Source organism: Bacillus sp. L75 (assembly GCF_003676355.1).
Taxonomy (GTDB): Bacteria; Bacillota; Bacilli; order Bacillales; family Bacillaceae; genus Bacillus; species Bacillus velezensis.
Genome location: NZ_ML064907.1, coordinates 59,735 through 71,855 on the forward strand (window position 1 = coordinate 59,735; position 12,121 = coordinate 71,855).

Annotated in this window: 11 protein-coding genes; 10 read left to right on the plus strand and 1 reads right to left on the minus strand. The window is 49.5% G+C overall.

What is annotated here, in order from left to right:
- The first annotated feature begins 32 nt into the window (after positions 1-32).
- The 9 genes from purC (at position 33) to purD (ending at position 9,839) form a co-directional block, all read left to right on the plus strand.
- Positions 33-752 carry a phosphoribosylaminoimidazolesuccinocarboxamide synthase gene (gene purC / locus D5S11_RS12970; RefSeq protein WP_053104705.1) on the plus strand — a complete coding sequence of 240 codons (720 nt, stop codon included), beginning with the start codon at positions 33-35 and terminating at the stop codon, positions 750-752.
- Entirely contained in the window at positions 752-1,006 is a 255-nt protein-coding gene (gene purS / locus D5S11_RS12975) for a phosphoribosylformylglycinamidine synthase subunit PurS (RefSeq protein ID WP_003155758.1), read from the plus strand. The genes purC and purS overlap by 1 nt, the downstream gene beginning before the upstream one ends.
- Positions 1,003-1,686, plus strand: a complete 684-nt coding sequence (gene purQ, locus D5S11_RS12980) for a phosphoribosylformylglycinamidine synthase subunit PurQ (protein ID WP_007408898.1) — start codon at positions 1,003-1,005, stop codon at positions 1,684-1,686. The genes purS and purQ overlap by 4 nt, the downstream gene beginning before the upstream one ends.
- A complete protein-coding gene (gene purL, locus D5S11_RS12985) occupies positions 1,670-3,898 on the plus strand; it encodes a phosphoribosylformylglycinamidine synthase subunit PurL (protein WP_053104704.1) in 2,229 nt (742 codons plus the stop codon). Before purQ ends, purL begins: the two co-directional genes overlap by 17 nt.
- Positions 3,874-5,304 (plus strand): amidophosphoribosyltransferase, encoded by a 1,431-nt coding sequence (gene purF, locus D5S11_RS12990; RefSeq protein WP_007609856.1) that lies wholly within the window; start codon positions 3,874-3,876, stop codon positions 5,302-5,304. The genes purL and purF overlap by 25 nt, the downstream gene beginning before the upstream one ends.
- A gap of 91 nt (positions 5,305-5,395) precedes the next feature.
- Positions 5,396-6,436, plus strand: a complete 1,041-nt coding sequence (gene purM, locus D5S11_RS12995; protein WP_015239317.1) for a phosphoribosylformylglycinamidine cyclo-ligase — start codon at positions 5,396-5,398, stop codon at positions 6,434-6,436.
- On the plus strand, positions 6,433-7,020 hold the full coding sequence (gene purN / locus D5S11_RS13000; protein WP_012116999.1) for a phosphoribosylglycinamide formyltransferase: 588 nt from the start codon (positions 6,433-6,435) through the stop codon (positions 7,018-7,020). The genes purM and purN overlap by 4 nt, the downstream gene beginning before the upstream one ends.
- Positions 7,017-8,555 (plus strand): bifunctional phosphoribosylaminoimidazolecarboxamide formyltransferase/IMP cyclohydrolase, encoded by a 1,539-nt coding sequence (gene purH, locus D5S11_RS13005; protein ID WP_032871757.1) that lies wholly within the window; start codon positions 7,017-7,019, stop codon positions 8,553-8,555. Before purN ends, purH begins: the two co-directional genes overlap by 4 nt.
- A 15-nt stretch (positions 8,556-8,570) precedes the next feature.
- Positions 8,571-9,839 carry a phosphoribosylamine--glycine ligase gene (gene purD, locus D5S11_RS13010; protein ID WP_108725133.1) on the plus strand — a complete coding sequence of 423 codons (1,269 nt, stop codon included), beginning with the start codon at positions 8,571-8,573 and terminating at the stop codon, positions 9,837-9,839.
- A 169-nt stretch (positions 9,840-10,008) separates the two neighbouring features.
- Here the strand turns inward: purD and D5S11_RS13015 are convergent, their stop codons facing one another.
- Positions 10,009-10,239: a YgaP family membrane protein gene (locus D5S11_RS13015; RefSeq protein WP_047935412.1), complete on the minus strand. Its 231-nt coding sequence runs from the start codon at positions 10,237-10,239 to the stop codon at positions 10,009-10,011.
- 121 nt (positions 10,240-10,360) lie between these two features.
- Between D5S11_RS13015 and D5S11_RS13020 the strand changes: the two genes are divergently transcribed.
- Positions 10,361-12,103, plus strand: a complete 1,743-nt coding sequence (locus tag D5S11_RS13020; RefSeq protein ID WP_108725132.1) for an adenine deaminase — start codon at positions 10,361-10,363, stop codon at positions 12,101-12,103.
- Positions 12,104-12,121 lie beyond the last annotated feature (18 nt).

Genomic DNA, 12,121 nt, shown 5'->3' on the forward strand with positions numbered 1-12,121 from the left:
ATATTCCCAACATTCGGGTTAGGAGGCCTTCCGTGAATATTGTGAACAATAATCTTCTTTATGAAGGAAAAGCGAAACGGATTTATCAAACTGAAGACGAACAGATTCTCCGCGTGGTCTACAAGGATTCCGCAACAGCCTTTAACGGTGAGAAAAAAGCGGAGATCAGCGGAAAGGGCCGTCTGAACAATGAAATTTCAAGCCTGATTTTCAAACATCTGCACGCCAAAGGAATTGACAACCACTTTGTGGAGCGTGTTTCAGAATCAGAGCAGCTTATCAAAAAAGTGAGCATCATTCCCCTTGAAGTCGTGGTCAGAAACGTTGCCGCCGGAAGCATGTCGAAACGCCTCGGCATCCCGGAAGGAACAGAGCTTCCGCAGCCGATTATCGAATTTTACTATAAAGATGACGCACTCGGCGATCCGCTCATCACAGAAGATCATATCTGGCTTTTAAAAGCGGCGGCTCCTGAGCAGGTGGAAACGATCAAATCGATTACAAAACAGGTGAATCAAGAGCTGCAGCATATTTTTGAAGACTGCGGCGTCAGATTAATAGATTTTAAGCTGGAATTCGGCTTAGACGCAGAGGGACGGGTTCTTTTAGCGGATGAAATTTCTCCTGACACGTGCCGTCTGTGGGACAAAGACACAAACGAAAAGCTCGATAAAGATTTGTTCAGACGGAACCTGGGAAGCTTAACCGACGCATATGAAGAGATTTTCAAAAGACTGGGAGGCATTTCATAATGTATAAAGTGAAAGTTTATGTCAGCTTAAAAGAAAGTGTGCTCGATCCTCAAGGAAGCGCGGTGCAGCATGCATTGCACAGCATGACCTACAATGAAGTGCAGGATGTGCGCATCGGAAAATATATGGAGCTGACGATTGAAAAATCTGACCGCGATCTTGACGCGCTCGTGAAAGAAATGTGTGAAAAGCTCCTTGCCAATACAGTCATTGAAGACTACCGATATGAAGTTGAGGAGGTTGTCGCACAGTGAAATTTGCGGTGATTGTGTTACCCGGCTCCAACTGTGATATTGATATGTTCCACGCCGTAAAGGACGAACTCGGCGAAGAAGTCGAGTATGTCTGGCACGAGGAAACAAGCCTTGACGGATTTGACGGCGTGCTCATCCCCGGCGGGTTTTCATACGGCGACTACTTGAGATGCGGCGCCATCGCCAGATTCGCAAACATCATGCCGGCTGTGAAAAAAGCGGCTGCCGAAGGAAAACCGGTTCTCGGCGTCTGCAACGGATTCCAGATTCTGCAGGAGCTCGGACTTCTGCCCGGCGCGATGAGACGCAACAAAGATTTAAAGTTCATCTGCCGACCGGTTGAATTAATCGTGCAGAACGGCGGTACGTTATTCACATCTTCCTATGAAAAAGGACAATCGATTACGATTCCGGTTGCCCACGGCGAAGGCAATTTCTACTGTGATGACGAAACGCTTGAAAGATTAAAAGAAAACAATCAAATCGCCTTCACATACGGCGGCGATATTAACGGAAGCGTCAGCGGCATTGCCGGCGTCGTGAATGAGAAAGGCAACGTATTAGGCATGATGCCTCACCCTGAGCGCGCAGTCGATGAACTGCTCGGCAGCGCAGACGGTCTTACATTGTTCCGGTCTATCGTGAAAAATTGGAGGGAAACTCATGTCGCTACTGCTTGAACCAAGTAAAGAACAAATAAAAGAAGAGAAACTCTATCAGCAAATGGGTGTCAGTGATGACGAGTTCGCACTCATTGAATCTATTATCGGAAGATTGCCGAACTACACGGAAATCGGGATTTTTTCCGTCATGTGGTCAGAGCACTGCAGCTATAAAAACTCAAAACCGGTTTTACGCAAATTCCCGACTAGCGGCGAACGCGTGCTGCAGGGTCCCGGTGAAGGCGCGGGAATCGTTGACATCGGTGACAATCAGGCGGTCGTGTTCAAAATTGAATCTCATAACCATCCGTCAGCGATTGAGCCATACCAAGGTGCCGCGACGGGAGTGGGCGGCATCATCCGTGACGTTTTCTCAATGGGCGCCCGTCCGATAGCTGTATTAAACTCTCTTCGATTTGGTGAGCTCACTTCACCTCGTGTGAAGTACTTGTTTGAAGAAGTAGTGGCGGGAATCGCGGGATACGGAAACTGTATCGGAATTCCGACGGTCGGCGGAGAAGTGCAGTTTGACGCAAGCTATGAGGGAAATCCGCTTGTCAATGCAATGTGCGTCGGCTTAATTGATCATAAAGATATTAAAAAAGGCCAGGCGAAAGGTGTCGGCAACACGGTCATGTACGTCGGCGCTAAAACGGGCCGCGACGGCATACACGGCGCTACTTTCGCATCGGAAGAAATGTCAGATTCATCTGAAGAAAAACGTTCCGCGGTGCAGGTCGGCGATCCTTTCATGGAAAAACTTCTCCTGGAAGCATGCCTAGAAGTCATCCAATGCGACGCCTTAGTCGGCATTCAGGATATGGGGGCGGCCGGTCTGACAAGTTCGAGTGCTGAAATGGCAAGCAAAGCCGGCTCAGGCATTGAAATGAACCTTGATCTCATTCCGCAGCGGGAAACTGGTATGACCGCTTACGAAATGATGCTTTCCGAGTCTCAGGAACGCATGCTTCTCGTCATTGAACGCGGACGTGAACAGGAAATTGTCGATATTTTTGATAAATATGATCTTGAAGCGGTTTCCGTAGGTCATGTTACGGATGATAAAATGCTCCGCCTCCGCCATAACGGAGAGGTTGTTTGCGAGCTTCCGGTTGACGCGCTGGCGGAAGAAGCGCCTGTATACCACAAGCCGTCAGCAGAACCCGCGTACTACCGCGAGTTTCAGGAAACAGAAGTTCCCGCGCCTGAAGTAAAAGATGGGACAGAGACGCTTTTTGCCTTGCTGCAGCAGCCGACAATTGCCAGCAAAGAGTGGGTGTACGATCAATATGACTACATGGTGCGCACAAATACGGTGGTCGCTCCGGGCTCTGACGCGGGAGTGCTCAGAATCCGCGGCACGAAAAAAGCGCTGGCGATGACGACGGATTGCAACGCCCGTTATTTATATCTTGATCCTGAAGAAGGCGGGAAAATCGCCGTTGCCGAAGCGGCGCGCAACATCGTATGCTCAGGCGCCGAACCGCTTGCGGTCACGGATAATCTGAATTTCGGAAACCCGGAAAAACCTGAAATTTTCTGGCAGATCGAAAAAGCGGCCGACGGCATCAGCGAGGCGTGCAATGTTCTCAGCACTCCCGTCATCGGCGGTAACGTATCACTTTATAATGAATCGAACGGAACGGCGATCTACCCGACGCCTGTTATCGGCATGGTCGGCTTAATTGAAGATACCGCTCATATTACGACACAGCATTTCAAACAAGCGGGGGATCTTGTATACGTGATCGGCGAAACAAAACCTGAGTTTGCCGGAAGCGAACTGCAAAAAATGACAGAAGGGCGCATTTACGGCAAAGCGCCGCAAATCGATCTTGATATAGAGCTGTCACGCCAAAAAGCATTGCTTGACGCGATTAAAAAAGGCTTTGTTCAATCAGCGCATGATGTGTCTGAAGGCGGCTTAGGCGTAGCGATTGCAGAAAGCGTCATGACGACGGAAAACCTTGGCGCCAACGTGACTGTAGAAGGGGAAGCGGCATTATTATTCTCTGAATCTCAATCCCGCTTCGTCGTTTCAGTGAAAAAAGAACACCATGAGGCGTTTGAAGCGGCTGTGGCCGATGCGGTTCATATCGGTGAGGTAACGGCTGACGGACTTCTGGCGATTCAAAACCAGGACGGACAACAATTGGTTCACGCGCAAACGAAAGAACTTGAGCGCGCGTGGAAAGGAGCTATTCCATGCTTGCTGAAATCAAAGGCCTGAATGAAGAATGCGGTGTGTTTGGCATCTGGGGACATGAAGAAGCTCCGCAGATCACATATTACGGCCTGCACAGCCTCCAGCACAGAGGACAGGAAGGCGCGGGAATTGTCGCAACTGACGGTGAAAAACTGACGGCGCATAAAGGACAGGGGCTTATTACCGAGGTTTTTCAAAACGGCGAACTGAGCAAAGTGAAGGGAAAAGGCGCGATCGGGCACGTCCGTTATGCGACGGCAGGCGGAGGCGGATATGAAAATGTCCAGCCGCTCCTATTCCGTTCGCAAAACAACGGCAGCCTCGCGCTCGCCCATAACGGCAACTTGGTCAACGCCACACAGTTGAAGCAGCAGCTTGAAAACCAAGGGAGCATCTTTCAGACTTCCTCCGATACGGAAGTGCTGGCTCACCTGATTAAACGCAGCGGACACTTTTCGCTGAAGGATCAGATCAAAAATTCGCTATCTATGCTGAAAGGCGCTTATGCCTTTTTAATCATGACTGAAACAGAAATGATCGTAGCGCTTGACCCGAACGGACTCAGACCGCTGTCAATCGGCATGATGGGCGATGCTTACGTCGTCGCATCAGAAACATGCGCATTCGATGTGGTCGGCGCGACATACCTTCGCGAGGTAGAGCCGGGCGAAATGCTGATCATCAATGATGAAGGCATGAAATCAGAGCGTTTCTCCATGAATATCAACCGTTCCATCTGCAGCATGGAGTACATTTATTTCTCAAGGCCTGACAGCAATATTGACGGCATTAACGTGCACAGCGCCCGGAAAAACCTCGGAAAAATGCTTGCCCAGGAGTCCGCGGTTGAAGCGGATGTCGTCACAGGCGTGCCTGATTCCAGTATTTCTGCGGCCATCGGCTATGCCGAGGCAACGGGCATCCCGTACGAACTCGGTCTCATTAAAAACCGTTATGTCGGCAGAACGTTTATCCAGCCGTCACAGGCTCTCCGTGAGCAAGGCGTCAGAATGAAGCTGTCCGCCGTCCGCGGTGTTGTCGAAGGAAAACGGGTCGTCATGGTTGATGATTCCATCGTGCGCGGGACGACAAGCCGCCGGATTGTCACGATGCTCAGAGAAGCGGGTGCGACAGAGGTGCATGTGAAAATTAGTTCACCGCCGATCGCTCATCCGTGCTTCTACGGCATCGACACATCAACCCATGAGGAGCTGATCGCTTCTTCTCATTCCGTGGAAGAAATCCGCCAGATCATCGGTGCTGACACGCTTTCTTTCTTAAGTGTAGACGGATTGTTAAAAGGAGTCGGCCGAAAATTTGAAGACACCAATTGCGGACAATGCCTCGCTTGTTTTACGGGCAAATATCCGACGGAAATTTATCAGGATACAGTGCTTCCTCACGTAAAAGAAGCGGTGCTGACAAAATAAAATCTGAAAATGACATAAAGGCAGCGGGAATTCAGGCTGCCTTTCTCTTTCTGCCTTTTAAGGAGAAACGAATTGATAAGGAGTGATAGGGATGTCTGATGCTTATAAAAATGCCGGAGTTGACATCGAAGCCGGGTATGAAGCCGTCAAACGAATGAAAAAACACGTGGAGCGCACGAAAAGGCTCGGCGTTATGGGAAGCCTGGGCGGTTTTGGCGGAATGTTTGATCTGTCAGAGCTTCCGTATCAAAAGCCTGTTTTAATTTCCGGAACAGACGGTGTCGGCACCAAGCTGAAACTCGCATTTTCAATGGATAAGCATGACACGATCGGCGTCGATGCGGTCGCGATGTGTGTAAACGATGTGCTTGCCCAAGGAGCGGAGCCGCTGTTTTTCCTTGATTATTTAGCGGTCGGCAAGGCCGATCCGGTAAAAATTGAGCAGATCGTTCAGGGCGTGGCGGACGGATGCGAGCAGTCAGGATCAGCGCTTATCGGCGGTGAGACGGCGGAAATGCCGGGGCTGTATACGGCTGATGAATACGATATTGCGGGCTTTTCAGTCGGCGTCGCGGAAAAAGACGAAATCGTCACCGGTGAACATATCGAAGAGGGACATCTCTTAATCGGACTTACTTCAAGCGGCCTTCACAGCAACGGGTTTTCCCTTGTGAGAAAAGTGCTTCTTGATGACGGCGGACTTGATTTGGATACTGTCTATGAACCGTTTGCGCGTCCTCTCGGAGAAGAATTGCTGGAACCGACGAGAATATATGTGAAGCCGGTGCTCAAGGCGGTGAAAAGCGGTAAGGTGGACGGCATGGCGCATGTGACAGGCGGAGGATTCATCGAGAACATTCCGCGGATGCTGCCGGACGGATTGAGCGCGGAAATTGATCACGGATCATGGCCGATCCCGCCGATTTTTCCGTTTCTGCAGGAGCACGGCAAGCTGAAAGAAGAAGAAATGTTCAATGTCTTTAATATGGGCATCGGTTTTGTCCTTGCCGTTAAAGAAGAGGACTTGACAGACGTTATCGACACGCTTGAAGCTCAGGGCGAGAAGGCTTATTTGATCGGCCGGGTCAAGCGGGGCGAAGGCATTTCTTTCGGCGGTGCGGCTCTTTCATGAAAAAGTTTGCGGTATTTGCTTCAGGAAACGGATCGAACTTCGAGGCCATTGCCAAACGCATGAGAGAAGAGAAGTGGGATGCGGAGCTCTCGCTTCTCGTGACGGATAAGCCTCAGGCAAAGGCGGTGGAAAGGGCGGAGGCTTTACACATTCCGTCATTCGCCTTTGAACCGTCATCTTTTGAAAACAAAGCGGCCTTTGAACGGGCCGTTATTGAACAGCTGCGCCTGCACGGGGCGGAATTAATCGTTCTCGCCGGCTATATGAGACTGATTGGAGATACGCTGCTTGAAGCATACGGGGGCCGCATTATTAATATACATCCCTCGCTTCTTCCGGCATTCCCCGGGATTGACGCTGTCGGACAGGCGTATCGGGCCGGTGTGAAAGTGGCGGGCATTACCGTTCATTACGTCGACGAAGGCATGGACACCGGACCGATTATCGCGCAAAAAGCATTCGAAATACAGGAAAACGATACGCTTGAAAACATAGAGCATACAATACACGAGCTTGAGCACAAATGGTATCCGAGCGTTGTGAAACAGCTGCTGGGACTAAATAACAGAGGTGAAAAGGCATGACAATCAAACGCGCACTAATCAGTGTTTCTGATAAAACAAATCTCGTACCTTTCGTAAAGGAACTGACAGAGCTCGGCGTCGAAGTCATTTCGACCGGAGGAACAAAAAAACTTCTTCAGGAAAACGGTGTGGATGTCATCGGCATTTCAGAAGTGACCGGATTTCCTGAAATTATGGACGGACGGTTAAAAACGCTCCATCCTAATATTCACGGCGGACTGCTTGCCGTAAGAGACAATGAAGAGCATATGGCGCAGATCAATGAGCATGGCATTGCCCCCATTGACCTTGTGGTCGTCAACCTTTACCCGTTTAAAGAAACGATTTCGAAAGAAGACGTAACATACGATGAAGCGATAGAAAACATTGATATCGGCGGTCCCGGCATGCTGCGCGCCGCATCGAAAAACCATCAGGATGTGACGGTCATCACAGATCCGGCCGATTACAGCTCCGTGCTCAATGAGATTAAAGAACACGGCGGTGTTTCGCTTAAAAGAAAACGCGAGCTTGCGGCCAAAGTATTCCGCCATACCGCGGCATACGACGCATTAATCGCTGATTACTTAACACGCGAGGCCGGTGAGAAAGACCCTGAGCAATTCACCGTTACATTTGAGAAAAAACAATCGCTCCGCTATGGTGAAAACCCTCACCAAGAGGCTGTTTTCTATCAAAGCGCACTTCCCGTCTCCGGTTCCATCGCGGCGGCAAAACAGCTTCACGGGAAAGAGCTTTCTTACAACAATATTAAGGACGCGGATGCGGCCGTTCAAATCGTCCGGGAATTTACAGAACCCGCAGCTGTTGCCGTTAAACATATGAACCCGTGCGGAGTCGGTACGGGAGCTTCAATTGAGGAAGCATTCAATAAAGCGTATGAAGCTGATAAAACCTCCATTTTCGGCGGCATCATCGCGCTGAACCGTGAAGTTGATCAGGCAACGGCTGAAGCCCTTCACGGCATCTTTTTAGAAATCATTATCGCCCCTTCTTTCAGTGAAGAAGCGCTGAACGTACTGACGGCGAAGAAAAACCTTCGTCTGCTCACGCTTGACGTGTCCGCATCAGGGAAGAAAGAAAAACAGCTGACATCCGTACAGGGCGGCCTTTTGATTCAAGATTTAGACGTCCATGGATTTGATGACGCCGACATCAGCATCCCGACAAAAAGAGAGCCGAGCGAGCAGGAATGGGAAGATTTGAAGTTGGCCTGGAAAGTCGTCAAACACGTGAAATCCAACGCGATCGTTCTTGCAAAAGACCATATGACGGTCGGTGTGGGAGCAGGGCAGATGAATCGCGTCGGTTCAGCTAAAATCGCCATTGAGCAGGCCGGAGAAAAAGCAAAAGGCAGCGCGCTCGGATCAGACGCGTTTTTCCCGATGCCGGATACAGTCGAAGAAGCCGCAAAAGCCGGTGTCACGGCGATTATCCAGCCAGGCGGATCGGTCCGCGATGAAGATTCGATTAAAAAAGCGGATGAATACGGCATCGCCATGGTATTCACCGGTATCAGACATTTCAAACATTAAGAGGGGGAACGAAGCGTGAATGTATTGATTATCGGAAAAGGCGGCAGAGAGCATACATTGGCTTGGAAAGCGGCGCAAAGCCCGCTTGTTGACACGGTGTACACCGCGCCCGGAAATGACGGTATGGCAGACTGCGCGACGCTGGTCAACATTAAAGAAAGCGATCATGCCGCACTCATTGCGTTTGCGAAAGAACATCATGTCGGCCTGACGATTATCGGCCCCGAAGTTCCTCTGATTGAAGGGATAGCCGACGAGTTTGAAAAAGCCGGACTGCTTGTTTTCGGACCGTCTGAAAAAGCGGCAATCATTGAAGGGAGCAAACAGTTTGCCAAGGATTTAATGAAAAAATACGGCATTCCGACGGCGGAGTATGAGACGTTTACTTCATTTGAAGAGGCGAAAGCATATGTGCAGCAAAAAGGCGCGCCGATTGTCATTAAAGCGGACGGGCTTGCCGCCGGAAAAGGTGTCACGGTCGCGATGACGGAAGAAGAAGCGATTGAATGCCTGCACGATTTTCTTGAGGATGAGAAATTCGGGGAGGCGAGCGCATCTGTTGTCATTGAAGAGTTCCTCGCCGGCGAAGAATTTTCTTTAATGGCGTTTGTAAAAGGGGAGACCGTCTATCCGATGGTCATCGCTCAAGATCATAAACGCGCCTTCGATGGAGACAAAGGGCCGAATACGGGCGGAATGGGAGCCTACTCACCAGTGCCGCACATTTCCGATGATATCGTCAGAAGCGCAGTCGAAACGATTGTGAAGCCGGCGGCAAAAGCAATGGTAAAAGAGGGGCGCTCCTTCACGGGCGTGCTGTACGCGGGGCTGATTCTGACGGAAAACGGATCAAAAGTCATTGAATTCAACGCGCGCTTCGGAGATCCGGAAACACAGGTCGTCGTGCCGAGAATGGAATCCGACCTCATTCAGGTGCTCTTAGATCTTCTGCATGAGAAGGATGTTGACCTAAGGTGGAAGGATACGGCCGCAGTCAGCGTTGTGCTGGCTTCTGAAGGCTATCCGGAAGGCTATGCGAAAGGGACGCCGATCGGCAGTTTGACGTCCGCTGAAGACGGGATCGCCGTTTTTCATGCCGGAACGAAAAAAGACGGCGGACAATTTGTTACAAACGGCGGCCGGGTCGCCAATGTCACGGCATTTGCTGAGACATTTGAAGCGGCGAGAGATAAAGTGTACAGCGCCGTTTCAGGGCTGACAAAACCCGGACTGTTTTACAGAAGCGATATCGGCGCCCGTGCGCTGAAAGCATCGCAGCGATAAAGAGGAAAACCCCGCGTCATATAAGATGCGGGTTTTCTTCTGAAAAGACGACTAAGACTGTCGGCTTGCCGTGTGACACGCAGGCATCGATGAAGTCCTCCGGCGTATAGACGGATTCTTCTTAGACTCGCGGGACAGGAGAAATTAAATAACAAGCCGAAACGGCTTGTTATTTTTCTTGCTGATGGCTGTCATCCTGATTCATTCCGGTTTGGAACATATATGTCGCCGGACAGAAGCGGAGGATGCCGGACGCCGCTTTCATCGCGCCCATCATCATACAGAAGAGATGCATCTTGCACCAAGGTTTTCTCGTGTATTTCGCTGAAGCAGCAGACAAAATGGTGAGGCCGCAAGTGATGCGCATAACGGCATTTAATAAACTGATATTCGGTTTCATCATTTCAGCTCCCTTAGAAAAAGTTTTTCATTCATCTTCAATAATTTGTAACGTTTTAGCCGTGCGATAATTGTGCGGATGTGATACGATGGGTCTAATATAAGCGAAGGAGAGTATGTGAATGTCCGAACGCACCTTTAACTGGAAAAATAAAGACATCAGATCACAGGCGGATGTTGTAGACTCAAAGCTGCTTCCAACGCTACTTTTACGGGATGCTCTCGTATTAAATCCTTTTTTAAAACAATGGCTGAAAAAGAATGTCTGGATTTACGGAGATCGAATTGTATATGTTGGTCATGAGCTTCCTGATGCAGCAGAGCACATTCATACCATAAATTGTGAAGGAAAATACATTGTGCCAGGTTACATTGAACCGCATACACATCCTTTTCAAATATATAATCCCCAAACGCTCGCCGAATATGTGTCTCAATTCGGAACAACGACGTTTGTTAATGATAACTTGTTTTTTCTTTTGCACAGCGGTAAAAAGAAAGCGCTTACTATATTGGAAGAACTGAAAAAACAGCCGGTGCAATATTTCTGGTGGTCCAGATATGATCTGCAGACTGAAGTGCTGAATGAGGATCAGCTTCTTTCTTTTGATGTTCGAAAGCAATGGATTGAGCACCCGGATGTCATTCAAGGCGGAGAATTGACCGGATGGCCGCGCCTCATGGACGGCGATGACCTGATGCTTCATTGCATGCAGGCGACAAAGAAACTGCGCAAGCGGATAGAAGGGCATTTTCCCGGAGCCTCTGAAAAAACACTGACGAAGATGAAACTGTTCGGAGCTGATTCCGACCACGAGGCGATGAATGGCGGCGAGGTGATGAGACGGCTTGAATTGGGCTACTATGTTTCGCTCAGACATTCATCCATCCGCCCTGATTTGAGAACGATTTTGCAGGATCTCCATCAAAAAGGCTTCCGGCATTATGATCATTTCTTCTACACGACGGATGGAGCGACGCCGCATTTTTATAAAGGCGGCATGACGAATGAATTAATCAAAATCGCTTTGGAGGAAGGAGTTCCGGCAATCGATGCCTACAATATGGCCTCCTTTAATATCGCGAAGTATTATCAGATGGACGACTATCTCGGTGTGGTCGGTCCGGGACGGCTTGCTTCATTGAACATTCTCGATGACCCGATGAATCCTGACCCGGTCACGGTGATCTCCAAAGGCATCCTGCTGAAAGAAGACGGCCGAAATATGAATGCGTTTACAGAAACGGATTGGAAAAAGGGCGGTCTCGTCCCTCTTGAGCTTTCATATGATATGACGATGGATGATTTACAGTTTTCAATGCCGATGGGTGTGACGATGCGCAACGCGGTCATTATGGAGCCGTATATGATTGCGATTGATAATTCTGTTGACCAGCTTTCTTTTGATCATGATGAATGCTATCTCACGCTTCTCGATAAGCATGGAAAATGGCGGGTCAATACAATGCTGAAAGGTTTTGCCGATCGGGTGCAGGGCTTTGTCAGTTCCTACACGACAACCGGAGATATTATCGCTGCCGGAAAAAATAAAGAAGATATCCTGCTCGCTTTCTCACGGATGAAAGAAATCGGCGGCGGAATCGTGCTTGCCGAAAACGGGAAGATTCTTCATGAGATTCCCCTCGCCTTAAACGGTTCTGCATCCGCGGAGAAGTATGAAGAAGTGCTTGAGAAAGAGCAAAAACTGAGGACGCTGCTGGAGGAGCGGGGCTACCGATTCTGCGATCCGATCTATACGCTGCTCTTTTTGCAGAGCACACACCTGCCTTATATCCGCATTACGCCGAGAGGAATATTCGACGTGATGAAAAAAACTGTACTCTTTCCATCGATAATGCGTTAAAATATAAAAGCAGGGAGC

Excerpts from the sequence above, each read along its gene's own strand:
- purS (WP_003155758.1), top strand. The coding sequence starts at position 752 with ATGTATAAAGTGAAAGTTTATGTCAGCTTAAAAGAAAGTGTGCTCGAT.
- purL (WP_053104704.1), top strand. The coding sequence starts at position 1,670 with ATGTCGCTACTGCTTGAACCAAGTAAAGAACAAATAAAAGAAGAGAAA.
- purF (WP_007609856.1), top strand. The coding sequence starts at position 3,874 with ATGCTTGCTGAAATCAAAGGCCTGAATGAAGAATGCGGTGTGTTTGGC.
- purH (WP_032871757.1), top strand. The coding sequence starts at position 7,017 with ATGACAATCAAACGCGCACTAATCAGTGTTTCTGATAAAACAAATCTC.
- purM (WP_015239317.1), top strand. The coding sequence starts at position 5,396 with ATGTCTGATGCTTATAAAAATGCCGGAGTTGACATCGAAGCCGGGTAT.
- purN (WP_012116999.1), top strand. The coding sequence starts at position 6,433 with ATGAAAAAGTTTGCGGTATTTGCTTCAGGAAACGGATCGAACTTCGAG.
- D5S11_RS13015 (WP_047935412.1), bottom strand. The coding sequence starts at position 10,239 with ATGAAACCGAATATCAGTTTATTAAATGCCGTTATGCGCATCACTTGC.
- D5S11_RS13020 (WP_108725132.1), top strand. The coding sequence starts at position 10,361 with ATGTCCGAACGCACCTTTAACTGGAAAAATAAAGACATCAGATCACAG.